Below are 22,719 nucleotides of genomic sequence, written 5' to 3'. Positions count from 1 at the left end.
TGTGGTCACCCCGTGACGAAGACCGTGAATTCCGGCACGGGGCGGCGCGAGACCCGGGCGGTGCACCACCCCTGTTGATTAGGCTTCTCGTATGACGAGCGATCTTCCGGAGATGCGTGCCTCCGATGACGAGCGGGAGCGGATTGCCGAGCGCCTGCGCGAAGCGGTGGCCGAGGGCAGGCTCGACATGGAGGAGTTCGAGGAACGGCTGGACGCGGCGTACAAGGCGCGTACGCACGGCGAGCTGGAGCCGCTCGTACGGGACCTTCCGGCGCCGGGCGGGCCGGTCGGGAGCCCGGCGCAGCTCGCCGCCACGGACACCGCGGGCGGCCTGTCGAACTGGTCGAGCCGCATCGGAAAGCCCGCGACCTCGAAGGGAGCGTTCGCCTTCTGGGGCGGATTCGGGCGCAAGGGCACCTGGACGATCGGCCGCAGGTTCACCGCTGTCGTGCTGCAGGCGGGCGGCGAGATCGATCTGCGCGACGCGAACTTCGAGGACCGGGAGATCGTGATCCGCTGCGTCACGATCATGGGCGGCATCCAGATCACGGTCCCGCCGGACCTGGACGTCGACGTCAAGGGCTTCGGCTTCATGGGCGGCTTCGGCGAGGCCGGCTCGGGCGACGCCCAGCCTTCGCCCGGCTCGCCCCGCGTCACGATCACCGGCTTCGCCCTGATGGGCGGCGTCGGCGTCGAGCGCAGGCTCCGCAAGGCCGACAAGCAGAGACTGAAGGAGGCCCGCCGGCGCGAGCTGGAGTGAGGGGGGAACTCGGCGTGCGTCCCGGGAGTACCTGAGGTAGGGAAGGGACGATACGTACAGGGACGGGTGGAGCGGATGGAACGCACAGACCTCTCAGAACCGGACGCGGCACCGGAGCCCGGAACGGGGACCGGTGACGGCCGGCGAGGCCGGGGTACCGGCGCCCGTGCCGGCGCAGGTCCCGCCGGGGCCGGCGGCCGCACCGCCCCCCTTCCCTCCTTCGCGTTCACGGCCGACGACGAGGAGAAACGCCGCGGCGTGCGCCGAATGAAGCTCACGGCCACCGGCCTGCTCCTCCTCGTGACGCTGATCTTCGTGCTCGCGACCTGGGCGAAGAACTCCGGCATCGACGGCTGGCCCGGCTACGTCGCCGCGGCCGCCGAGGCCGGCATGGTCGGTGCGCTGGCCGACTGGTTCGCGGTCACGGCGCTCTTCAAGCACCCTCTCGGCATTCCCATCCCGCACACCGCGATCATCCCCACCAAGAAGGACCAGCTCGGCACCTCGCTGGGCTCGTTCGTCGGGGAGAACTTCCTGTCCGGCGATGTCGTACGGGCCCGACTCCGCGCCCTCCATCTGGGCGGCCGGCTCGGCGCCTGGCTCGCCGAGCCCGCGCACGCCGACCGCGTCACCGCCGAGCTGTCCACCGCCCTGCGCGGCGCCCTCGCCGTCCTGCGCGACTCCGACGTCCAGGCGGTCGTCGGCGAGGCCATCACGCGCCGCGCCGAGGCCGCGGAGATCGCCCCCGGCATCGGCAAGACCCTCGACAAGGTCGTGGCCGACGGCGCCCACCACCGCGCCGTCGACCTGATCCTCACCCGCGCCCAGCACTGGCTGATAGAGCACGGCGACTCCGTCATGGACGCCGTCCAGGGCGGCGCACCCGGCTGGACCCCGCGCTTCGTGGACCGCAAGGTCGGCGAGCGCGTCTACAAGGAGCTGCTCCGCTTCGTCACCGAGATGCGCGATTCCCCCTCGCACCCCGCGCGCGGCGCGCTCGACCGCTTCCTCGCCGACTTCGCCGCCGACCTCCAGGCGGACACGGAGACCCGGGCCCGGGTGGAGCGCATGAAGTCGGACCTGCTGGCCCGTTCCGAGGTGCAGGACATCATCGCGTCCGCCTGGTCCTCCGTACGCGCCATGATCATCTCGGCGGCGGACGACGAGCGCAGCGAGCTGCGGCTGCGCGCCCGCGCCTCCCTCATGTCCTTCGGCGCGCGCCTGGCGACGGACGGCCGGATGCAGCAGAAGCTGGAGGGCTGGGTCGAGGAGGCCGCGGTGTACGTCGTGACGACGTACCGCGCGGAGATCACGTCCCTGATCAGCGACACGGTCGCCGGCTGGGACGCCGAGCACACGTCCCGCAAGATCGAGGCCCACATAGGCCGTGACCTGCAGTTCATCCGGATCAACGGCACCGTCGTCGGCGCACTGGCCGGCCTCGCCATCTACACGGTGGCCCACGCACTGGGCGCGTAACCGGACCCTGTCGTCCGGTTACGCGCCCAGCCACCGTGGGGAGTGCCCTTGTGTACGGACGGGATGCCGCGGCCGTTCACATGCGGTCCCGGTTTCTTCGGACGGGGCGCCGAGGGCGCCCGGGATGACGTGGGCGCGGTTCGGTGGGCCCCTCAGTGGTCTCCGCGCGTGACGGCCCACGACGCCAGCGCCATGCCACCCGCCACGGCGAACACCGCAGGCCACGCCCCCACCTTCTTGGCCAGCGGATGCGATCCGGCGAAGGCGGCGATGTACGCGGCGCTCAGCCCGGCCGCGGCCGTCCTGCCGGCCTCCTGCTGCCACTGCCGGGCGGCCACCGCACCCGCGGCGGCCAGCGCGACCCCGCCGAGCGGGCGCTTGCGGGTCCAGCGGGCGACTCCGTAGCCGCCGATGAGGCCGCTCGCCGCGACTGCGCCTGCCGGAATCCTGGCCATGGTGTGCTGCCCTTCGTCGAGTCTTCGGGTGAGTTTCGAGCCTAAACGAGCGGTTTCTGCAGGTGTCGGCCAGGGGGAGGGCCGGGCTTCGCCCTCCGGCTCAGCGGAAGAGCTGCCCGCGCACGGCCCCGTCGGGGAACTCCGCGGTGTGGATGTTGGAGTAGTAGGTGTCCGGATTGTCGTGGACCCGCTTCACGACGTCCGGATTCTGCCCTTCGAGACGTCCGGAGACGGCGAAGATCCCGTCGGGCACCGGCCGGTTGAAGAAGTCGAGGACGACGTCGCCGTTCTTGCCGAAGCGCCCCTTGTGGAGGTGCCCCTTCGACGGGCTCTGGATGTCGACCCAGGCGAAGGAGTAGTCGACGGCCGTGCCCTTCGGGTGCAGGAACGTCACCGCGTGCCCGTCCGGGTCGCCGACCTTGGACGTGTCGTTCTTCGGGACCTCCTGGTCGCCGTTGGAGAGCGCCCGCAGCTTGCCGCCCTTGATGATGTGCAACGGGTTGAGGCTCTGCTTGAGCGGCTTCAGCGGCTTGAGCTGGCCACGGACCGCCCCGCCGGGGAACTGGGCGCTGTGGAGGTTGACGTAGAAACCGGAGGGGTTCGCGACGATGCTCTTGGCGAGCTCCGCGTCGGTGATCGCGACCTGCCCGGCTGCCGAGTGCACCGTGTCCGGCATCGCGCTGCCGAAGAGCGGCACCTTCACGGCACCGTTCTTGCCCCTCGCGCCCTCGTGGATGTGGCCGAGGCTCGGTACGAAGCTGTTCCACCGGAGCGCGAACGTGACCCGGTCGCCCTTCACCTTCACCAGGGCGACCGCCTTGCCGTCGGGGTCGTTCACGGCGGGGCCGCCCTGGACCGGGACCTCGTCGGCCCCGGAGAGCTCGGCGGCGAAGGCGACCGCCCCGCCGGTGGCCTGCTTGGTGAACGTCGTGGTGGCGTTGCCCGCCGTCGTGTCGATACGGGTGCCGGTGCCGGTGCCGGTGCCGGTACTGGCACCGCGACCGCCGCCCGATCCGTGGTCGTGCGAGCCATGGGCCATCGCCGGGGCAACACCCGCAACACCGACCACAATTGCCGCGGCCGCCACCGCAATAATGCGCTTCTGCATTGTTCTCGTCCTCCCGTTGGGCCCGGCCCGAGTGGAGCCGGGTTCGCCGGGGAGTACGCACGTCGACTTGGGCTCGTTCAACGTAGAATTTCTCGAATTCGATTGAACCGTGGGTCAGTTGCAGGCGTACTACCTGGCGTACCCACATACATCACATCGGGGGGCTCACCATGCGCAGGACACGCACCAGGACACACACCGGCACGCGTACCGGGACCACGATCGTCGCGGCGTCCGCGGCCGCTCTCGCCGTGCTCGCGCTGAGCGCGTGCGGCGGCTCGCCCGAGCCGGAGGACGGGCCGTCGGGCTCGCCGTCGAAGCCGCGCACCGCGGCCGTCTCGGTCACGGTGTCGGACTCGCCCTTCGGCAGGATCCTGGTCGACGATTCGGGTCGTACGCTGTACGGATTCAGCAAGGACAAGCCCGGCGCCGGGAGCGCCTGCGACGCCGACTGCATCGCGGTCTGGCCGGCCCTCACCTCCGCCGAGGACGTCACGGCGGGCAGCGGCGCCGACGCGTCCCTGCTGAAGGAGATCAAGCTGGCGGAGGGCGCCGAGCAGGCCATGTACGGGGACTGGCCGCTCTACTACTACGTCGGCGACAGGGCGCCGGGCGACGTCAGCGGGCAGGGTCTCGACGGCGAGTGGTTCGTGATCGGGGCGGACGGAAAGCTGATCAAAAAGGCGCCCTGACGCAACCACCTGAAATTCACCGCCCCATTCATTCGGGATGATCGGGAATTCCGATGTGCTGATCGCGAATCATCGCGGCGCACACAAGCCTGCGGGGTAGGAATCCATCTCCGGCTCCAGCTCCGTCTCGGGCTCCCGGGCCCCCCGCGGCGCCGCATTCCCGGTGATCGCTCCGCCCAATTCCCCTGCGGTGGACGACTGCCGGGAAGGTCGCTGTTTTCCCGTACGTACCTGGTTGCGGTGGCGAGCCGCGGAACGCACCCTGGAGGAGGAGACGGGAGTTCGATATGCCCAATCTCGAGGAACAGATCGACATCACGGCGCCTGGTGACGTGGTCTGGGACCACCTGCATCAGGTCGAGGACTATCCACGCTTCGTCGGAGGAGTCCGAGATGCCCGGCGCGAGGGTGCGTCGGGCGTACATATGGATCTGGAGACCCGCGGTGCGGTCCAGGGACTCGACGCCGACACCAAGGACCTCAGACCCCACGAGACCATGACCTGGAAGACCACGGACACACCGCACCTGAGCGGCTCCGTGTCGCTCCTCCCGATCGACGCGACCCACACCCGGGTGCAGGTACGCATGGAGTACGACCCCTCCGAGGCGCATGACGCCTTCGGGGGTCCCAAGGGATTTGCCCAGTCGTCCGCCATCGAACGGACCGTCCGGGAGGATCTCCATCAGTTCAAGGACCTGGTGGAGAAGGCACATCCCGCCAGATGACCACCCACCCCATCCAGGCCCCGCGCGCCGGGGCTGACGGAACCGTACGGCGAAGGTGATCCGTCATGACGCAGCACTGGAACATCGATTTGTCGTTCGAGGAAGACGGGACCCGCACCGCCTGCACGGCCTCCCTCAGCGGCACCAATGCCCCCGGCGTCGAGGGCAAGGGGATAGCCAGGCGGAGCCCGGGCGACACCCCGGACGTCAAGATCGGCGAGGAACTCGCCGCCGCCCGCGCCTGCTCCGAACTGGCCCACGAGCTCGTGGGCCGCGCGGCAGCGGACGTGGAGAGCCACACCCACAGGCCGGCCGACATCGCCATGTGACATGTGACCGACTGAGACACCAGGGGCCGGGCGCCACGCCCGGCCCCTTCGTCATGCCCTCGGGTCCCCCACGACGTTGGGTCCCCCACGGCGGACGCCCTGACGGACGTCTTCACGATGTACGCGGTCAGGACCAGGTACTCCGTACCTCGAACCCGCCGCCGAGCCCTTCGGGCTCCTCCTCCGAGACCTCCACACCCTCCACCACTGCGGCCGGCGGCCCCTGCCGCGCCCACCGCACGAGGGTCTCGACGGCGTCCGGCTCCCCCTCGAACACCGCCATCACACTTCCGTCCTCCAGGTTTCGCACCCACCCGGAGACGCCGTACTCCTGGGCCACACGCCTGCACGTGTCCCGGTAGAACACGCCCTGGACCCGCCCAGTCACGACCACGCGCTTCCGCACCATGACTCCGGATCGTACGAGCCGCAGGACCGCGGACACGGCGCCGACGCGGCACGGCGCGCCTCGGCGCCGATGGGCGCACCCGCCTCAGGGCCAGAGTCGGTACGTCACGTCCTGCGCTGTGTGCGCCGGCTTGCTGTCGGTCGTGAAGACGATGCGCAACTGGGTGAACCTCATTTGCCCAGGATCTTTCTTCCACGGCTCCGGGCTCTGCAGCGTGACGTCCACGGGGTAGGAGTGGAACTTGCCTGCGGCGCAGTAGGGGATGCAGTCGTTCACGTAGTTGAGCCCACTGCCCTTGGCAGAGGTCCGCCCCCACTCCGACCACTTGAGCTCGGTGAGTCCGTTGTTGCCGTCCCCGCAGGCGATCAGGTAGTCGCCGGGACGCACCTGCGGATTCATGAAGCAGTCGATGACCACCACGCGGTCGCCCGGCTCTGACCTTGCGGAAACGGACGCGGATGCCGGTACGAGTGCTGCTGCGAGCGACGTGGCGGCAACCAGGACCGCTGTCATCAGCTTGTGTCTCTGCATGTCTGCTCCCCAGCGTCTTTCCGAGCCCACGTGGCCCTCCGTGTACACCTTGCCTCGCTGCGCCCTGCGATCTCCGCACCCGGAACGCGTGCCGGACGGGCGCCGCCGACCTCCTCCCACCGATTGCTCCTGTTTCGACGCTACGACCGCGGCCGGGGACTCACCACCTGCGCAGGTCACGGCTTCACAAAACAGCGCATACCTGAACGTAATCGTCGGCTCGTCGTCAGGCCGTGATCCGCACCGGACAACGCCAACTCCCCGCAGAGCACCTGGCCTTCGCGGCTGTCGACCGCGACGTCACGACCACTCACCGCCCGCGACAAGACGTATCGGGCGGGCGGCGCGTGCCGATCTGTGGCATTGCCCGACCCTGAAATGGGGAATGCCTCGGCCGTACGAGACTCGCTTGGCCGCCTGCTCGAGCGGCCGAGTGCCTTCTCGGCGCTGCCGGACGGGGCTCAAAAACCGCAGGAAGGGCAAACCCCCGGTTCGATATGATAACGGTGGCTTGTCGACCCGACCCGTCACCGTGTGTGACGTATGCGTACGATCCGCGTGGTCGCGTCGGTTGCAGCCTCGCGACTTGGGCCCGCCGCGGCATCATTCACCGTCCCCGGCACCGTACGCACGAAATGGAGCATCCCAGGATGGCTCGACACCTGGTCACCAGCGCGCTTCCCTACATCAACGGGATCAAGCACCTGGGCAACATGGTCGGGTCGATGCTTCCGGCGGATGTGTACTCCCGGTACCGCCGCCAGCGCGGTCATGACGTCCTCTACATCTGTGCCACCGACGAGCACGGCACGCCGGCCGAGCTGGCCGCGAAGGAGGCCGGACTGTCGGTCGCGGAATTCTGCGCCCAGGCCCATGACGCGCAGAAGGCCGTGTACGACGGGTTCGAGCTGGCCTTCGACTACTTCGGACGCAGCTCGTCGCAGCAGAACGTCGAGATCACCCAGCACTTCGCGCGCAAGCTGAACGAGAACGGCTTCATCGAGGAGCGCGCGATCCGCCAGGTGTACTCGCCCGTCGACGGCCGCTTCCTGCCCGACCGGTACGTCGAGGGCACCTGCCCGCACTGCGGCTACGACAAGGCCCGCGGCGACCAGTGCGAGAACTGCACCCGCGTCCTCGACCCGACCGACCTGATCAACCCGCGCTCGGCGATCAGCGGCTCCACAGAGCTGGAGGTCCGCGAGACCAAGCACCTCTTCCTGCTGCAGTCCAAGCTCCAGCACGAGGTCGAAGCGTGGATCGACGCGGTCGGCGAGGAGTGGCCTCACCTGTCGACGGCGATCGCCCGCAAGTGGCTGACCGAGGGCCTGCACGACCGCGCGATCACCCGCGACCTGGACTGGGGCGTTCCGGTCCCGGCCGACACCTGGCCGGACCTCGCCGCTGAAGGCAAGGTCTTCTACGTCTGGTTCGACGCCCCGATCGAGTACATCGGCGCGACGAAGGAGTGGGCGGACGCCGCCCCGGACGGGGAGGCCCGCGACTGGAAGTCGTGGTGGTACGAGGCCGACGACACCGTCCGCTACACCCAGTTCATGGCCAAGGACAACGTCCCCTTCCACACGGTGATGTTCCCCGCGACCGAACTCGGTGTGCGTGAACCGTGGAAGAAGGTCGACCTCGTCAAGGGCTTCAACTGGCTGACCTACTACGGCGGAAAGTTCTCCACGTCCCAGAAGCGCGGCGTCTTCACGGACGCCGCCCTGGAGATCCTGCCCGCCGACTACTGGCGCTACTTCCTGATCGCCAACGCCCCCGAGTCCGACGACTCGTCCTTCACCTGGGAGCACTTCACCGCCACGGTCAACAAGGACTTGGCCGACACCCTCGGCAACTTCGTCAACCGTGTGCTGTCCTTCTCCCGGAAGCGGTTCGGCGAAGAAGTCCCGGCGGGCCACGCTGCCGGCGCGGCGGAAGCCAAGCTGGGCGAGGAGATCGCGCAGCTGCTCGCCGAGTACGAGGAGCACATGGAGGCCCTCCAGTTCCGCAAGGCCGCCGCCGCGCTGCGCGCCCTGTGGTCCGCCGGCAACTCCTACCTGGAGGAGAAGGCCCCCTGGCTGGAGATCAAGACCGACCCGGACGGCGCCGCGCTGACCCTGCGTACGGCGATGAACCTGATCCACCTGTACGCGGTTGTCTCCGAGCCGTTCATCCCGTCCTCCGCCGCTGCCATGCGCGGAGCCTTCGCGCTGGAGGGCGACACCGCGACCTGGGTCACCGCCGAGCAGGCCAAGGCCCTGGGCACGGTCCCGGCCGGCACTGCGTTCACCGTCCCGCCGGTGCTCTTCGCGAAGATCACGGAGGAGGACCAGGAGTCCTACCGTGCGCGCTTCGGCGGTGCCGAGGACGCCTGACTGCACTGCTCGCCGCCCGTACCGCCGCGTTCTCGTCGGGCGGTACGGGGGGTGCGGCGACTGGGCCGGCCAGACCGGCGCTTGGCACGTTCATCAGCCGGTTTTGACGGGCGTCCCCGCGCCTCGAACCAGCCAGGGGCTGCAACTGACGGGAGCAAGCTGCTGCGAACCTGGTGCCCGCATGTCTTGGGAAAGGACACGGACCTGATGGTCGCCGCGGGGATCGCCCTCGATACCTGGCTGCATCGCGAGCGGTTACGTCGCGAACTCGCCTTGCTCTCTGATCATGACGGCCGTGACTGACTCAACGAGGAAAACCCCGCAACTCGTATACCGGGTAGGGAACGATCACCCCGTCAGCAGCATGGAGGTCCGATGTGCCGATGCGTCGGAACCCAGCCTTGGCCAGGACGTGTCCAGAGGCCGGATTGTCGGGGTGGTGCTTGGCCTCCAGTCGCGCCAAGCCTGCGATGGTGAAGGCGAATACGACGACCCTCCTCGCGGCTTCGGTGGCGTACCCGTTGCCCCATGTGTCCTCGCGCAGGATGTAGCTCAGGGCGCCGAGGCCCGGCTCGCGGACGCGCAGGGACATCACGCCGATGAGCCGGTCGTCCACCACGATGCCGAAGTCCCACCGTAGGCGCGGAATCTCGCGTGCCAGTTCCAGGGACTTGGCGACACGTTCGCGGGCTTCCTCGGACGAATACGGCCGGTCACGGGTGAACCGAACGGAAGCGCCGCTGTAGATCCGCTGGACGGCGGGGGCGTCGTCCATAGTCAGATCCCGCAGGCGGATCACCGGACGTCCTCCGCGAGCATGTCGGCCAAGTCGGCGGCCGAGGGCCGCTCGTCAGGGGACGGCGCCATGCACAGGTTGATCACGTGCTCGAAGTCGGGGAAGGCCCACGGACGGACCTCTTCCAGCGGCACGGTGCGCCCCCGGGCGATCATCCGGAGCTTCACGGTGCGATCCACGGCGTCCTCGTAGAACACGGGCCGCTGCCCGGTCCAGCACCAGAAGAGGGAGGCGCCCAGACCCCACACGTCGGCCGGAGACCGGGCCTGAATGTGGGTGTCATCGCTGGTGGAAAGGATCGCGTCTGCGATCTCGGGAGCGGTGGTGTGGGTGAGGGCGCCCCGGTACGGCAGACGCTCGGCATCATCGGGGCCGCACGCCAAGGCGTAGTCGATCAGGTGCACGGTTCCGGCATCGACAAGCGTGTTGGTGGGTTGGACATCTGCGTGGGCCCATCCAGCGGCGTGCAGGGCGGCGAGACGTTGCGCCCAGGTACGGGCGAGGCCGTGGAGCCATCGCCGTACGGAGGGGCGGTCTCCTGTCGGTCTGCGGGCCGGGGCAAGAGCGCGCCACAGCGGGATGCCGTCGAGCCACTGCACGGCGAGCCACCTCCCGTCCTCCCACGGACCAGCGTCAACCCGGTACGCGCGATCGACAGCGTGTGCCTTCGCCAGGTGGAGAAGGTGGCGGTCCTCCTGCTCCAGCTCCGTTGCCTTGTCCCTGGAGCCTTCGTGGTCCGGCACGTTGGCCTTCAGCGCCAGGGACATATGCGGGATGGTCACTTTCCAAGCCCGGGAGCCGCGCCGGTCGCTGAGGAGAACCACGGTCGCCGGGACCCCGAACCGTTCAGTCAGGACGTCCGTCGCCTCACGTGGAGGCATTGTCATGACAGAAGTCCCTTCGCCCACGTCCGCACCGCCTTCCAGTCCTCCGGTAGGTCCTTGAACACATCACGTCCGTCATCCACCGCAACGGCCACGGCGTCGGCGAGGTCCGGTGTTGCGGTCAGAAACCGGGGATCGCGGGAACGTACGGCCACCCGCACCGGAAGGAACGAGACTGGCGGCCGCGGAACACTGCGACCGCCTCGGCCAGCACGTTGCTCACCCGCCCGGAACTTCCCGAACATCAGCCCTACCGGGCCGTACAGGTTCTTGAGCGCCCAATGCGGCCACGTCATCACCTCCCCGCGAGCGCCAAGGATGACGATGTTCTCGCAGACGAGCGCGCCATGCCGTCGCGTCGCCAGGGGCCGTACCCATTCAGCGGCCTGCACCCCGGCATGGAACAACTCCGCTTCGACGTCCTCGCCGCGCCCGGCCACCTCGTACACCGTCCAGCCCGTCAGCCCGTGCGCCACCGAGGGCGCGAGGTAGGGGCAGTGGGAGGACACCGCTTCCACGTATGGTGCGATGTCCACGGTCATCGGGCTGGGCGTACGAGCTTCAACGAGGCGGAGCGCCCCAGCAGTGGCCCGGAGCGCTCCGTCACCATGCGCCGTGATCACCCGGCTACGGTCTCCCTCGGCTTCGGAACGACATCATCGCCGTCCCCGGTGGTAGGCCCGCAGTCCCATTCGGCGACCACGGTTCCGGTCTCCCGGTAGCGGTTCAGCGCCTCCTGGTTGATCTGGTCGTCCTCGGCGGTGAACCAGATCTCGGGCAGCGGGCCGAACATCTCCTCGTATGCGCGGACCCAGGAGATTTCGCCCACGCCCTTGAGGGGCGCGTGGCGGAGCGGCATGCCGGCGGCCGTCATGCAGAACTTCGCGTACTCCTCCGGAGTCTTGAGCATCTGGTGCCATTCGGCGTCGATCGCCCCGGAGAACATCTCCGGCGGACGCTCGTCACCGCAGCGGAATCTGTCACCGGTGATGGCGAAGAACCGTCCCAGCTCAGTCCGCTGCGGGGTAAGGGTGGTGCTCATGGTGATGCTCCTCTCGATTGTTTCGAGCGCTGCTCCGGGTGGCGCGCTGCGCGGCCTGCGAGTACCGAAGGAGAAACGTCACGGCCTTCGCGAGCAGCCTCAGCATCGCTGCCGGGTCGCCTCCGGTGTTCTGCGCCAGATCGCGGGCGTGCCGGATGGTGGCTTGGGCGATGTCGCGCGCCCGGTCGTCTCCCAAGGTTGCCGCGTATCGCTCTGCCGGTCCTGCCAGTGCGCGGAGGTGGTCCTTCAGCCGCTCGCGCACGGCCTCCGCGGCGGGTCCGGTAGGACGGGCCTCGGACAGGGCCAGGGCCATCTCGGTGTCGCGGTGCATTTCTGCTGGGGGTGCGGTGTCGTGAGTTGCCGTCTGCATGGCGTCGGCTTCCTGTCGGCTATAGGACGCCTCGCCCATGACGGGGGCATGGGCGAGACTCTCCTCCGCTGCCGCTGAGCGGGGGGCATGTGGCAGTCGGGCCCGCCTGGCGACGTCAACGACGGTAAGGACAGCCACAGATCGGCCTCAACGAAGTTGCGGGTTATTGCGCGGATTCACCCGAGGGCGTCGACCGCTGATGTGATGAGTGCACGTGCGCGGTCGCCGTAGACGGACATCTTCGAGAGTTCCTTGAACGCCATGCGATAGTCGGCGACTTCCCGAGGCTGCCTGATGTTGATCTCAGCTGTCAGGGTTTCCACCACAGCGTGCTCGTCGCCGAAGACGTAGAACGCCTCCAATGGCCAGATGACCCGCTGAGCGGTGAAGGGAATGACCCCGAGCGAGACGGAGACGAGCGGCATGACGTCGAGGAGGTGCCGGAGCTGGCCGGCCATCGTCTCGCTGTCGCCGATCCGTGAGCGCAGCACCCACTCCTCCAGCAGCACCACGAAGCGGTGGCCGCCTTCGTACAGGAACCGCGACCGGGCGACCCGGGTGGCCACAGCGTCGGCGACGTCGTTGGGAGTGCCTTGGAAATCAGTGATTGCCTGCATGAGAGCCGAGGCGTAGGCAGGCGTCTGGAAGAACCCGGGAACGGCGTTGGAGCAGTACACGCGGCAGATGGCTGCGCGCTCGTGGAGGGTGTAGAAGTCCTCCTGGACCTTCCGCATGCCGTTCCTGTGGAGCCTGCGCCACTCCAGGTACATCGAATCGACCGCGCGGGCGGTGGCGATGAGATCCTCCGCCTGATCGGCGGCCCCGCACGCCGCGCACCAAACCCGGATGTCCGCGTCTGACGGTGCGGACTCTCCCTTCTGGATGCGCGTTGTCTTCGCCGGATGCCAGCCGCACCGGGTGGAGAGCTCCTTTCCGGTGAGGCCGGCGTCCATACGGAGATGCTGCAAACGCACTGCGAGTGCTTCACGCGCCGCCTGGGCGCTGGATGAGGGGGAGGCGGGCACGGGGGGTGGTGCTCGGATCAGACGGTGTACTGCTCGTGGTCGATGCCGCGCTCCCACACGGCCTCGAAGGCCGAGCTGCACAGCTTCACCACGGCGGGGTCCTCGCTGAACTCGTGTCCGGCCCAGTCACCGTCACCGGTGAAGAAGTGGAAGAGGACCAGACGGTCGTCGATGACCCAGAAGTCGTTGCCAGGCAGCGCGATGTCCGAAGCCACCCGCCGAGGCAGCCAACGGACCCGCTCGCCGACGGCGACGTTGACCGGAGTCAGGGCGTGCTCCCAGCGGATGTAGTCCGTCACCGGCTCCGAGACGATTCGCGCCCGGCGCATCGCCACACCGCGGCCGACCGCCTCACGCACCAGCGGGGTCCATCCCTGCCAGAACACCGAGTCGGGGTCGAGATCCGTCTGGCCGGACTGCAGGAACTCAGCGAAGCTGTCCGCCTCGTCCCCGACGCTGTAGACATCCCGCATCTCCAGGTGCAGGGCCGTGTGGTGGGCTCCGCGCAGCAGCTCAGCGAAGTCCGGCACGCCGCTCTGCGACATCGCACGCCTCCCTCAGAATCGGCACCATGCGGGCCGGAATACGGATCACCGTCTCATGACCGGGGATGCCCCTCTCGTGCCCGGTGACCCACTCCGTACCGCTGATCAGCGCCTCCACTGAATCCTCGGCCTTGATGCCCTGGAGGACCAGGTCGGCCGTCTCTTCCTCCACCCACACCGTCGGCGAGCCGCCCCCGGTGGTGTTCGGGTCGATCCCGATGAACTGAAGGTCCACGATCCCCTCCCGTATCAAGCCGGTTGCATTTTTTTGCGTGTGACGCTTCCCCAGGGTCTGGAGTCCGTCAAGGGCGCGAAACGAACCGGTGCGCCACCGATCGACCACCCATGTCGTGTACGGCGGGAGAATCCGTGCCTGTGGCATCGTGCCGCCCTTCGCCCGGCGCGGTATCGGCTACGAGGAATGCAGCCCGCGTCAGCTGATCCGTCCCGACCGAACGGCACCCTCGAAGTCGAGCCAGACTTGCGCGGTGAACGTGAGCCGTGGCCCCAGCGGATCCTTGCTGTCCCGTACGGCTGTGCCCCCGGCCACGCGCGCTGCCTCCACGCACTCCGTGCCGCTGCCACCGCTGTACGAGGACTTGAACCACTGGATGTCGTCGCGATCCATCACAGCTCCCTACGTGCCAGGTCGAGGGTTACCCCGGATTACTGGTCGATGGGCCAACGTGTAGGGACCCCAGGAAATGACTCCATGACGTCGCCGCGAAGCGGAGTCGTGGTCCGAGAGGCATCTTGGAGTCACGCACGAGTACGGGCCGCGCGTCGACGGCTATTTCGACGCACTCGCCGCCCATGCCATTGCTGTAGCTGCTCTTTCGCCACCTGGTGGTGGGGGCTGTCATGAGAACTGCTCCTCCAAAACTCTCTTGATCAACAGTGTCGATCGTTGAGGGCTGAGGGCAAGCGCCCTGAGGTGGTCGAAGGCCCTCGCGTACAGAGTCACGTCCGTGGGTTGTTCGAGGTATACGGAGTCGGTCAGCCCTTCCCGGTAGACGACGTCGGGGTCCTCCTGCTCCGGGAAGCCGAGAACGGTGAACGGGCCGGTGGTGGGGTAGGCGCCGGCGTCGAAGGGCAAGACCTGTACCGTCACGTTGCTCAACTTCACTATTTCCAGCATACGTTCGAGCTGCCCGGACATGACCGGACGATTTCCGACGACGTGCATCAACGCACTCTGATGCACGACGACCCAGAGGTCCGGAGCGGTGTCACCTGTCAGCAACTCCTGGCGCCTCATCCGCACATCGACCATGAGCGCAATGCTCTCCATGGAGTGATCGACCCAGGCGCGGCTCAGCTCCGTCGCGTACTCCGGGGTCTGCAACAGGCCCGGAATGAACTCGCCCTGGTAGCTACGCAGAGTCGAAGCAGCCTGCTCCAGGCCGACGTACACGGAGAACCAGGCGGGGACCGCATCCCCATGGCCATGCCACCAACCCTTCGTCTTCGACTCCTTGGCCAGGGACTTGAGGAGATTGCGGAGTTCGTCCGAGGTGCCGTAGAAGCGACACAAGGCATCGACGTCGGACGGCTGAACGCGCCCCTGACCGGTCTCCATGCGGTTGACCTTGGAGCTGCTCCAGTCCAGTTCCTTGCCCACCTGGATGCAGGTGAGGTTGTGGTCCTCTCGGAGCTTCTTGAGCTCGATCGCCAGTCGGCGGCGCCGAGCGGTAGGGGAGCCTGCCATGCCAACTCCTTGGTCTGTAACGGGTGTTCCATCTCACCGGAAGTCCCGGGAAAGGCCAATCACCCGATGGAGGGAATCCCCTCGTGCACGTTGCATGAAGGGATAGGCGCTGCAATCCTCTCACTAGGGGTGACGGAAAGTCACGCAATGCATTGGAGAGGGTGCGGGATGTCCATCGAAGTGATCTATGACGAGGCTTGCGTCAAGCGGAAGCCGTGGCATCTGCCGTTCTGCGCCGAGTTCGGCGAAATCGCAGGCCTGCGCCGTGTGTTGAAGCTGCACCTGAGGCTCTGGGGCTTGCCGGATCTGGTCCATGCGGCACAGATCTGCGTGACCGAGCTGGCGTCGAACGTCGTTGAGCACGTGGGCGCCGGTACGCCCGCCACGCTCGCTGTCTCAATGAGCGGCACGTACCTTCGCATCGAGCTCCACGACCCGGACGCGCGGGCGCTGCCCACCCTGCTCGACGCAGAGCGTGAGGCGGAGTCGGGCCGCGGAATGGTGCTCGTCGACGCGGTTGCCGAAAGATGGGGAGTGATCCTCCGAGCCGACTCCAAGGTCGTCTGGTGCGAATTGGCCACCGACCTCACCGACCCGAACGGGCACGCCGGCGGCCCGCGAGTGGCGCGCGTTGAGGAGTACCTGACGCTCTACCGCACGGCTTCCCATCCGCACGCAGCCGGTCCAGGTCGCCTGAGCGCGGCGATCGCAGAGGAGGCGGCGATCGACATGATCACGGACCTCCTTCACTGGCTGCGGGCGCACGGCTGTGACCCGGATGACGCATTGGACCGGGCCCAGGTGCACTTCGAAGCGGAGGCCGGGGCGAAAGGCTAAGGGAACGCGGCAGTACGCGCACGGCTGGCCGACAGACACTCAGCAGGTGGTCCACTCCGGGCAGGCATCCTCATGCATTGTTCCTGTGATCGGATCCCGGTTCATCTCACGGCCTTGACCGGGCTCGGTCGAGGACGTTATGTGATCTGCATGCTGTGATCAACCGTTCGCAGTACGTTGTCGGCAGGCGCTGGCGTCACGAAGTCGGGGATCGGGGTTCTTCTTGTCGGCACTGCGCTACAAGTCCTTGGAGATCTGTGCAGGCGCCGGAGGCCTGGCCATGGGCCTGGAGGCTGCCGGGTTCGATCCCGTTGCGCTGATCGAGCAGAACCGACACGCGTGCGACACCTTGCGCGCCAACAGGCTCGGATGGAAAGTCCTGGAGATGGATTTCCGGGACTTCGTCGCTCAGGAGCATCCGTACGCCCACGACGTGGACCTGATCTCAGCGGGCCTGCCACGGGTGAAGTCACCGGCGGCCGTAAAACGCGCCGAGGATCGCTACGAGCGCGAGCTGCTCGAAGCCACAATGTGGCTGGTCGCGGAGGTCCAGCCGCGAGCACTGCTCATCGAGAACGTGCCTGCCCTCGTCAGCGACGACGCGTTTGCGGACATACGTGAGTTCGTTCGTCTGGAGCTGGAGCACCTGGGCTACACGCTGCAATGGCGCGTCCTGGACGCAAGCGGCTTCGGGCTCGCGCAGGACCGGAAGCTCGGTCTCTTGGTCGCTCTGCGGGGCGACGCGGCGGCGGGCTTCCGGTGGCCCGAACCGTTGTCCACCCCGGCCCCGACCGTGGGAGCCGTGTTGTGGAAGTCGATGGGGGCGCGGGGTTGGCGCGGCGCGTCCGCGTGGGCCGCCCAGGCCGATCGCACGGCTCCAGCCATTGTGGGTGGCTCCGAGCGCCGCGGAGGCGCCGACCTCGGGCCGACCGGTACCAAGCGGGCCTGGGCGCGGATGGAGATCAACGGTAGTTCCATCGGCGACGAGGTGCCCGGTCCGGACTTCCTGTGGGAGCCGGGCGGAGACGTGAAACAGATGCCGAAACTCACCGTCGAACAGGTAGCGCTGCTGCAGGGCTTTCCGCCTCACTGGCGGCTACTCGGCGGGAAGACCGCCCGCTACCGGCAGCTCGGGCATGCCTCGCCCCCGCCCGTGGCACGGGCGCTGGGCGAGCGGCTCGTGGCAGCGCTCGCACCGAAGGGAGGGCACGGCGCATGAGTGATCGGGTCGGTACGCCTCCGCCGGACGTCGCGCTGGGCCGGCGCGATTCCGCCCCTACAGCACCGGTAAAATGCGCCGAGCCAGTGCCTGATCACCTCTTCCCCCTGCAGCCGAGAGAGCACGTGCCCGACATCAACATTGTGGATCTGTTCGCCGGACCTGGTGGACTGGACGTGGCTGCCAAACATCTCGACCTGACGGGTACGGGCATTGAATGGGACGAAGGGGCGTGTGCCACACGCCAAGCGGCGAGTTTGCTCACAGAGCCAGGCGATGTGCGCGACTTCGGACCCGAGAAGTTCTCGGACGCCACTGTTCTTGCCGGTGGACCGCCGTGCCAGACTTACACCGTCGCCGGGTCGGGTTCCGGCCGCCGTGCTTTGGAGGACGTGCTCGGCTTCGCCGAACGGATGGCCAAGGGTGAGGACGTCAGGAGCGACCTGACTCGGTTGGACGACGTGCGCACGGGCCTGGTGCTGGAGCCCCTGAGATGGGCACTCGCGGCGATCGCACAGGGCCAGCCCTACGACGCCATCATCCTCGAACAGGTACCCGCGGTGCTTCCGGTATGGGTGGCCATGGGCAAGATCCTTGAAGACGTCGCCGATTACTCGGTGGACCACGGCGTTCTGCGTGCTGAGCAGTTCGGGGTGCCACAGACCCGCCGTCGTGCCATCTTGATCGCCCGCCGTAAGGGGACGGGGGTGGCCAAGATGCCGAAGCCCACCCATCGTCCGTTCAGGAAGGGTGTCGCCCGTGAGGCAGGCGATCAGCGGCTGAAGCCGTGGGTGCCCATGAAGGAAGTGGTGCAGCGTCCGCAAGCCTATGAAGTGGTCTCCAATTACGGCACCGGGGGCGATCCCAAGGCACGAGGGCGTCGGTCCTGCTTCGAACCGTCCGCGACCGTCACAGGGAAGATCTCGCGGAACCGTGTGGTGGCCTTGGACGGGCGGGAGCTTGACCGATTCAGCCCTGCCGAAGCAGGTCAGCTGCAGACCTTCCCGGAGGACCACCCTTGGCGGGGACGCGACGTGGCGCAGCAGATCGGCAACGCCATTCCGCCTGTCCTGGCCGCCCATGTTCTGGCTGCCGCACTGGGTCTCCAGCACGAACGACTTGCCGCTGCCGTGGATGAGCTGTCCGGGGGCCGTATCACCGTCTGATCACCGTAGGGCCATCGCAGGGATGGCCCTACAAGGGCTGCCCAGGACGTTCGGGTGTCAGTCAGTGGCGTCCGACGGCATGTCCGGAGCCTGCTGTTCCTTCCCTCGTACCGGCGCCTCGGCAAACAGCTTCTCGAACTGCCTGACCATGGTGTCCACCGATCCCCGAGGCACGGCGCCGTCGCCCGGGCCGTCCGGGAGCGAGTCCCCATGCACGGGCGGAGCCATGTCTCCCTCGTTCACCCAGTAGCGGAAGGCATCAGCGTCCGAACCCTCGTCCGGGGCGAGGACGTCGTACATCAAGGTGCCGCCCGCAGTGTTGACGACAGTGGCCAGTGCGTTGACGTCGCGGCCCGTCCGGACGATCCCCTCCTCCAACAACCGGGTGATCGCACGGGCCGTGGGTCGGTGATCTATGACGTCCAGCCGCAGGACGGTGTTGAGGACGTCCTGGTTACGGCAGGCAGTCACTACGGGGCTGTAGTCCTCGCCGTCGCGGAAGAGCTCGGCCGCCCACCACAGGCGAGCGAAGGCGTGCTTGTAGTGAGGGCCGCAGAACCGGTCCGCCGTGACTGCCGGTCGCTTGCCGTCCTTCCCCTTCTTCGGCAAGTGGCGCCAGATCACATAATCAGGACCGACGACCATGGCGAGGAAGTTCCACAGCGCCGGGTCCGCGGCCTCCGACCTCGTGAGCCGGAGTGTGGAGTGGAGCCGGGGGGCGAGCCAGCTGTCAGCCTGGGTTCGACCCGCCTCCTCGTGATGGAGTCGTGCATCCTCGAACAATTCGCGCAGTGGGCGTGTGTTCCATCGTGAGCCGTTGGCTGTGATCGTCTCGGCTGCTTGTATCAGCGCGACCAGCGGAGGATTCTCCTGGCCCGTGAGAACGCTACGCGTCAGATTCTTGGCCGCGATCGCGTCGCGCAATAGACCGAGACGCTCGGGGAGGTAGTTGATGTCGCGGCCCATCAGTTGCCTCCTTCGTCGGAGCGGTCGAGCATCCGGATCGTGGTTCCGAGGTTCTTGGCGACGCGGGCACGTCGGGACGCGGCGTACTGGATGCGCGGCTGCAGCTCGTTCCAGCCGGAGCCCTCGGTTCGGCGTGAGTGGATCTCCGACAGCGCATCCCCAGGCGAGAGGTCGGGCAGAACATCCGGAAGCATGGCGCGCAGGACCCCGTCTCTCCAGCCGCTCGGCCACTGAGGGACGTCGCCGTCCTCGACCTCGACGTCGCTGACAGCCGAGTGGAACATAGCGATCCATGCCTCGGCGGCGATCTGCGCAGCGAGCATCCCGCGCACGGCCTTTTCCAGCGGGTTGCCACCGGAGCCGAGCAGGTCCGTCACACCCTCGAACCCGGTGTTGAGGTGGACGGTCGGCATGTCGCCCGACGTTTCCACGAGCCATGGCGCGTCCTTGAAGGGGCGTAGCCACTCCTGTGGTCCGGTGCGGAAGTCGACCTCGTTGATGCGGAGTTCGCGCTGACGCACCGGCTCGCGTGCCGTCAGGTCGATCACCCAGTCGTCGTCGGAGGTGCCGATGGTGCGGCCGGCCACACCGTCCACGGTCGCGACGACGCTGATCGACAGCGTGGCTCGGTCACGGCAGGCACCGCGGGCCAAGATGAGGCTGCCCGTCCAACCGGCGCCCGATGAGAGACGAAGCGGCGTCACCGCACGGTGGTTGGTGACACCCTCGGTGAGCACGGCGACGCAGACGACGTCGGACCACGACCCGTTGGACAGCTCCGCGTCGGGCAGCTGCGCCCTTATCTCAAGTCGAGCCTCCTCCCACCCCTCGCGTTCGACCTGGTGTACGGCGACAACCCGATCTTGTTGAGAGATCATCTCCAGAGGCAGGTCACGGCCGTCGAGCTTGGCGGCGGCGACCTTGAAGGTCACCTCGCCGGCGAGTGTGGGATAGGGCATCAGGGTCCTCATGCGCTGATGTCCCTCGCCTTCTGCAGATCGATCACGAGCCGAGCCATGTTCCCTGCTACCGGGTGACTGCCGACGGCGGTGACTCCGCTGAACGAGGCCGACCGCGCCCCGGGTTCGAAGCGCAGGCATCCGTTCTCCACCCTGCAGTTGTCGCCGGGGACGAGCTCCGCCCACTGGAGTGTCGGCCTGCTGCCGGACCTCACATCGAACTTCGCCACCGGTACCATCGACCAGGGGTCGTCGCGGGGCGGAAGCTTGACCTCGACGCGCACGTGCCAGGCACCGGACGGATCCAGTTCACCGTCCAGGTTGCGCACGGTGGGATGGCTGTCCAGGCGACGCCCGACAGCGGAGCCGCCGGAGTCGAGCCGGAGCAGCTCTCGAAGAACCGCCGGGCCTCGCTGGGGCTTCTCGTCCTCGTGCCGGGCGACGAGTTGGCGCACGGCGGCGTTCATGTCGCGACGAAAGTCCCTGATGCGGCTCAGTGCTCCTCGCGCATAGCGAGTGGTGAGCTCCTCGGTGCGGTTCCAGTCGTCGTGCTCAGGCGGCTCGGAAGCTCGCAGGAACGCCTCGGCGGCGTCGGCGTCCTCGGCCTCGCTGCCCGTGGCATGGCCGGCAAGGAGGACGGCTTGGAAGGGGTTCGTCCCCAACTGCATGTCGGGCACACGACGGACGCTGACCGTCATGCGATTGCCACGCATGCAGACGAGCTGATTCGGCTTTGTGTCGTCTTCGTCGGCCGGGGTCACCAGCACGACGGCCCGGTGCTCTGCGCCGGTGCCCCGTTCGCCACGCAGTGGCGGCACGACGAGCGGGACATGGGACATGGCGACCTGGTCGAGTCCCGCGAGCTGTTCCACGGTCGTGCCGTCGAGGTACGCCTTGAGGGCACGGCAGCGAGCCGGCTCGTGCAGATGAGGATCGACCTTCTCCTCCTTGATCAACACCTGTCCGTTGCGCAGGGTGGTGACCGAGGCCTCCATGGGCGGGGCCGTCGTCTCTCCGTGGGTCATCGCTGCCCAGAAATTCTCCGCCAAGGAACGGACGATCTTCTCGTGCATCTCCTGCACGGTACCGGCGTCGCCGGCGGCGTCGTGAGCGCCGACCACCAGGAACGAGGTGCCAGAGTCAGAGCCTGCGCGAGTGAGATGCAGCTGCTCCACGGTCCGCTCATCGGCCCACCATGACCGGGAGATGCCCTTGTACTCGGGAAGGGCGTCCTCCTCGCCCAACCAGGCAGGGCCGGCGTAGGCCTGACCCTCGACCTCGCGCCAAGGCAGTTCGAGACGTCCGATCAGGCGTCGCTCGGTCCGGCCCTCGTGGGACACGGACAGCGTGCTGTTGATCAGGACGAGCCCCAGTCGGCTGGTGGCCCACAGGGTGGCCTTGCCCAGGCCGTACGACCCGCCGGCGTGGCCGCTCGCCTTGTGGCTGTCCAGCTGGCGGCGGACCACGGCGGCGAACCGTCCGTCACCGTAGTCAGGGCCGGTGAGGCCGGAGGCGTTGTAGTCGTCGATGCGCAGGAGGAGGAGGGTGTCTGTCTCGCGCAGCTCGCGCAGCCCTTCGGCGATGACCCGGCCGACCTTCTGCTTCTGGGCTGCGGCGATCTCGTAGTGGGGCAGCAGGCTGTCCCACTGGAGTGCGTGGAGGAAGCTCCGCAGGTGCTCCCCGCTGAGTTCGTGGAGGACGTAGCGGACTCGTACGGGACGGGTATCGTCCTTGCGCTCGTCGAGGCTGTTCTGGGTCGCCTCGCGCGCGAGGACCGACAGGTCGGCGTCGAAGGCGAAGGCAGCGGCGTTGCCGAACTCGCGGCCACCGTCGGCGTGTGCCGGGCGGTGGTACCAGGACACGGGACGTGACGAGGGGGCGTCGGTGGTACGGAGCAGCACCGTCGCCTCGTCCGTCCCGAGGATGGCGGCGATGGCGCGCTTTTTGTCCTCGCGGGGCTCGGCACGTCCCGTGATCCAGGCGGAGACGCCGGCTCTGGTGATGCCAAGAGCGTCGGCGAGATCTGACTGCGTCATCTCCTTGCGGTGCAGCTGACGCGCCAGCCACACACCGAATTCCTCCGGCTGATCGTTGTTCGTCCCCACCCCGTACCTCCTTCACGAACGCCGTCATGCTACAGCAGAATTTGACAGACCACGATCACGACAATTTCGTTGTCCTTGCGCCTCGTGAACCGCCCCTATGGGTGATTGACGAATCGCACCAACACCCTTGCGTGGAGCGAAAGATGGTCGATAGCGTCATGGAGCCGCAGTTGGCAGCTGATTTTCTGACGTCTGTCAACTGAAGGGGACAAGTGTGTCCAAATCCCGATG

The 22,719-nt window shown here is 67.7% G+C and carries 27 protein-coding genes; 9 read left to right on the top strand and 18 right to left on the bottom strand.

Annotated features, from left to right (window positions below):
- The first annotated feature begins 91 nt into the window (after window positions 1-91).
- Together ACWCP0_RS30605 and ACWCP0_RS30600 are read left to right on the top strand one after the other, a co-directional pair.
- The gene (locus tag ACWCP0_RS30605; RefSeq protein WP_451082007.1) at window positions 92-760 is read left to right on the top strand and encodes a DUF1707 SHOCT-like domain-containing protein; all 669 of its coding nucleotides are present in this window, start codon (window positions 92-94) and stop codon (window positions 758-760) included.
- Between the two features lie 75 nt (window positions 761-835).
- Window positions 836-2,239, top strand: a complete 1,404-nt coding sequence (locus ACWCP0_RS30600; protein ID WP_451082006.1) for a DUF445 domain-containing protein — start codon at window positions 836-838, stop codon at window positions 2,237-2,239.
- Window positions 2,240-2,391: 152 nt separating this feature from the next.
- On the opposite strand, the gene ACWCP0_RS30595 is transcribed toward ACWCP0_RS30600, so the two are convergent.
- Window positions 2,392-2,694 carry a hypothetical protein gene (locus ACWCP0_RS30595; protein WP_451082005.1) on the bottom strand — a complete coding sequence of 101 codons (303 nt, stop codon included), beginning with the start codon at window positions 2,692-2,694 and terminating at the stop codon, window positions 2,392-2,394.
- A 100-nt stretch (window positions 2,695-2,794) separates the two neighbouring features.
- Window positions 2,795-3,802, bottom strand: a complete 1,008-nt coding sequence (locus ACWCP0_RS30590; protein ID WP_451082004.1) for a CHRD domain-containing protein — start codon at window positions 3,800-3,802, stop codon at window positions 2,795-2,797.
- Between the two features lie 170 nt (window positions 3,803-3,972).
- Here ACWCP0_RS30590 and ACWCP0_RS30585 point away from each other — a divergent pair, with 170 nt between their 5' ends.
- The 3 genes from ACWCP0_RS30585 (at window position 3,973) to ACWCP0_RS30575 (ending at window position 5,551) form a co-directional block, all read left to right on the top strand.
- Window positions 3,973-4,494 carry a COG4315 family predicted lipoprotein gene (locus tag ACWCP0_RS30585; RefSeq protein ID WP_451082003.1) on the top strand — a complete coding sequence of 174 codons (522 nt, stop codon included), beginning with the start codon at window positions 3,973-3,975 and terminating at the stop codon, window positions 4,492-4,494.
- 287 nt (window positions 4,495-4,781) lie between these two features.
- Window positions 4,782-5,222 (top strand): SRPBCC family protein, encoded by a 441-nt coding sequence (locus tag ACWCP0_RS30580; protein WP_351232873.1) that lies wholly within the window; start codon window positions 4,782-4,784, stop codon window positions 5,220-5,222.
- 65 nt (window positions 5,223-5,287) lie between these two features.
- On the top strand, window positions 5,288-5,551 hold the full coding sequence (locus tag ACWCP0_RS30575) for a DUF1876 domain-containing protein (protein WP_451082002.1): 264 nt from the start codon (window positions 5,288-5,290) through the stop codon (window positions 5,549-5,551).
- A gap of 127 nt (window positions 5,552-5,678) precedes the next feature.
- On the opposite strand, the gene ACWCP0_RS30570 is transcribed toward ACWCP0_RS30575, so the two are convergent.
- Together ACWCP0_RS30570 and ACWCP0_RS30565 are read right to left on the bottom strand one after the other, a co-directional pair.
- Window positions 5,679-5,960, bottom strand: a complete 282-nt coding sequence (locus tag ACWCP0_RS30570; protein ID WP_451082001.1) for an acylphosphatase — start codon at window positions 5,958-5,960, stop codon at window positions 5,679-5,681.
- Between the two features lie 84 nt (window positions 5,961-6,044).
- On the bottom strand, window positions 6,045-6,491 hold the full coding sequence (locus tag ACWCP0_RS30565; RefSeq protein WP_451082000.1) for a hypothetical protein: 447 nt from the start codon (window positions 6,489-6,491) through the stop codon (window positions 6,045-6,047).
- Window positions 6,492-7,141: 650 nt separating this feature from the next.
- On the opposite strand from ACWCP0_RS30565, the gene metG reads away from it, so the two are divergent.
- Window positions 7,142-8,866, top strand: coding sequence for a methionine--tRNA ligase (metG, locus tag ACWCP0_RS30560; RefSeq protein ID WP_451081999.1), 1,725 nt, complete (start codon window positions 7,142-7,144; stop codon window positions 8,864-8,866).
- Window positions 8,867-9,170: 304 nt separating this feature from the next.
- Here the strand turns inward: metG and ACWCP0_RS30555 are convergent, their stop codons facing one another.
- The 11 genes from ACWCP0_RS30555 to ACWCP0_RS30505 form a co-directional block, all read right to left on the bottom strand.
- The gene (locus tag ACWCP0_RS30555) at window positions 9,171-9,665 is read right to left on the bottom strand and encodes a GNAT family N-acetyltransferase (RefSeq protein ID WP_451081998.1); all 495 of its coding nucleotides are present in this window, start codon (window positions 9,663-9,665) and stop codon (window positions 9,171-9,173) included.
- Entirely contained in the window at window positions 9,662-10,429 is a 768-nt protein-coding gene (locus ACWCP0_RS30550) for a protein kinase domain-containing protein (protein ID WP_451081997.1), read from the bottom strand. The genes ACWCP0_RS30555 and ACWCP0_RS30550 overlap by 4 nt, the downstream gene beginning before the upstream one ends.
- Before the next feature lie 116 nt (window positions 10,430-10,545).
- Window positions 10,546-11,166: a hypothetical protein gene (locus ACWCP0_RS30545; protein ID WP_451082058.1), complete on the bottom strand. Its 621-nt coding sequence runs from the start codon at window positions 11,164-11,166 to the stop codon at window positions 10,546-10,548.
- Entirely contained in the window at window positions 11,166-11,588 is a 423-nt protein-coding gene (locus ACWCP0_RS30540) for a hypothetical protein (protein ID WP_451081996.1), read from the bottom strand. Before ACWCP0_RS30540 ends, ACWCP0_RS30545 begins: the two co-directional genes overlap by 1 nt.
- Complete coding sequence (locus tag ACWCP0_RS30535; RefSeq protein WP_451081995.1) at window positions 11,557-11,958, bottom strand: DUF6415 family natural product biosynthesis protein; 402 nt, start codon at window positions 11,956-11,958, stop codon at window positions 11,557-11,559. The genes ACWCP0_RS30540 and ACWCP0_RS30535 overlap by 32 nt, the downstream gene beginning before the upstream one ends.
- Before the next feature lie 176 nt (window positions 11,959-12,134).
- Window positions 12,135-12,983: a helix-turn-helix domain-containing protein gene (locus ACWCP0_RS30530; protein ID WP_451081994.1), complete on the bottom strand. Its 849-nt coding sequence runs from the start codon at window positions 12,981-12,983 to the stop codon at window positions 12,135-12,137.
- A 17-nt stretch (window positions 12,984-13,000) separates the two neighbouring features.
- The gene (locus ACWCP0_RS30525) at window positions 13,001-13,528 is read right to left on the bottom strand and encodes a DUF6879 family protein (RefSeq protein ID WP_451081993.1); all 528 of its coding nucleotides are present in this window, start codon (window positions 13,526-13,528) and stop codon (window positions 13,001-13,003) included.
- A complete protein-coding gene (locus tag ACWCP0_RS30520) occupies window positions 13,497-13,763 on the bottom strand; it encodes a hypothetical protein (protein ID WP_451081992.1) in 267 nt (88 codons plus the stop codon). Before ACWCP0_RS30520 ends, ACWCP0_RS30525 begins: the two co-directional genes overlap by 32 nt.
- Before the next feature lie 198 nt (window positions 13,764-13,961).
- Window positions 13,962-14,156 carry a DUF397 domain-containing protein gene (locus ACWCP0_RS30515; protein ID WP_451081991.1) on the bottom strand — a complete coding sequence of 65 codons (195 nt, stop codon included), beginning with the start codon at window positions 14,154-14,156 and terminating at the stop codon, window positions 13,962-13,964.
- 28 nt (window positions 14,157-14,184) lie between these two features.
- Window positions 14,185-14,391, bottom strand: coding sequence for a DUF397 domain-containing protein (locus ACWCP0_RS30510; RefSeq protein ID WP_451081990.1), 207 nt, complete (start codon window positions 14,389-14,391; stop codon window positions 14,185-14,187).
- On the bottom strand, window positions 14,388-15,236 hold the full coding sequence (locus ACWCP0_RS30505; protein ID WP_451081989.1) for a helix-turn-helix domain-containing protein: 849 nt from the start codon (window positions 15,234-15,236) through the stop codon (window positions 14,388-14,390). Before ACWCP0_RS30505 ends, ACWCP0_RS30510 begins: the two co-directional genes overlap by 4 nt.
- 168 nt (window positions 15,237-15,404) lie before the next feature.
- Between ACWCP0_RS30505 and ACWCP0_RS30500 the strand changes: the two genes are divergently transcribed.
- From ACWCP0_RS30500 to ACWCP0_RS30490, 3 genes are all read left to right on the top strand, one after another.
- Window positions 15,405-16,073, top strand: coding sequence for an ATP-binding protein (locus ACWCP0_RS30500; protein ID WP_451081988.1), 669 nt, complete (start codon window positions 15,405-15,407; stop codon window positions 16,071-16,073).
- Window positions 16,074-16,296: 223 nt separating this feature from the next.
- Window positions 16,297-17,292, top strand: a complete 996-nt coding sequence (locus ACWCP0_RS30495) for a DNA cytosine methyltransferase (RefSeq protein ID WP_451081987.1) — start codon at window positions 16,297-16,299, stop codon at window positions 17,290-17,292.
- Window positions 17,293-17,417: 125 nt separating this feature from the next.
- Entirely contained in the window at window positions 17,418-18,458 is a 1,041-nt protein-coding gene (locus tag ACWCP0_RS30490; protein ID WP_451081986.1) for a DNA cytosine methyltransferase, read from the top strand.
- Between the two features lie 57 nt (window positions 18,459-18,515).
- Here ACWCP0_RS30490 and ACWCP0_RS30485 read toward each other — a convergent pair whose 3' ends face one another.
- The 3 genes from ACWCP0_RS30485 to ACWCP0_RS30475 are packed head-to-tail and all read right to left on the bottom strand — an operon-like array spanning window position 18,516 to window position 22,488.
- Complete coding sequence (locus ACWCP0_RS30485) at window positions 18,516-19,424, bottom strand: DUF6339 family protein (RefSeq protein WP_451081985.1); 909 nt, start codon at window positions 19,422-19,424, stop codon at window positions 18,516-18,518.
- On the bottom strand, window positions 19,424-20,395 hold the full coding sequence (locus ACWCP0_RS30480) for a hypothetical protein (RefSeq protein ID WP_451081984.1): 972 nt from the start codon (window positions 20,393-20,395) through the stop codon (window positions 19,424-19,426). The genes ACWCP0_RS30485 and ACWCP0_RS30480 overlap by 1 nt, the downstream gene beginning before the upstream one ends.
- Complete coding sequence (locus ACWCP0_RS30475; RefSeq protein ID WP_451081983.1) at window positions 20,392-22,488, bottom strand: helix-turn-helix domain-containing protein; 2,097 nt, start codon at window positions 22,486-22,488, stop codon at window positions 20,392-20,394. Before ACWCP0_RS30475 ends, ACWCP0_RS30480 begins: the two co-directional genes overlap by 4 nt.
- Between the last annotated feature and the right edge of the window lie 231 nt (window positions 22,489-22,719).

Source organism: Streptomyces sp. NPDC001970 (genome assembly GCF_053594115.1).
The sequence above is the reverse complement of the archived record's forward strand: the minus strand, read 5'-3'. Positions and strand labels throughout refer to the sequence as shown.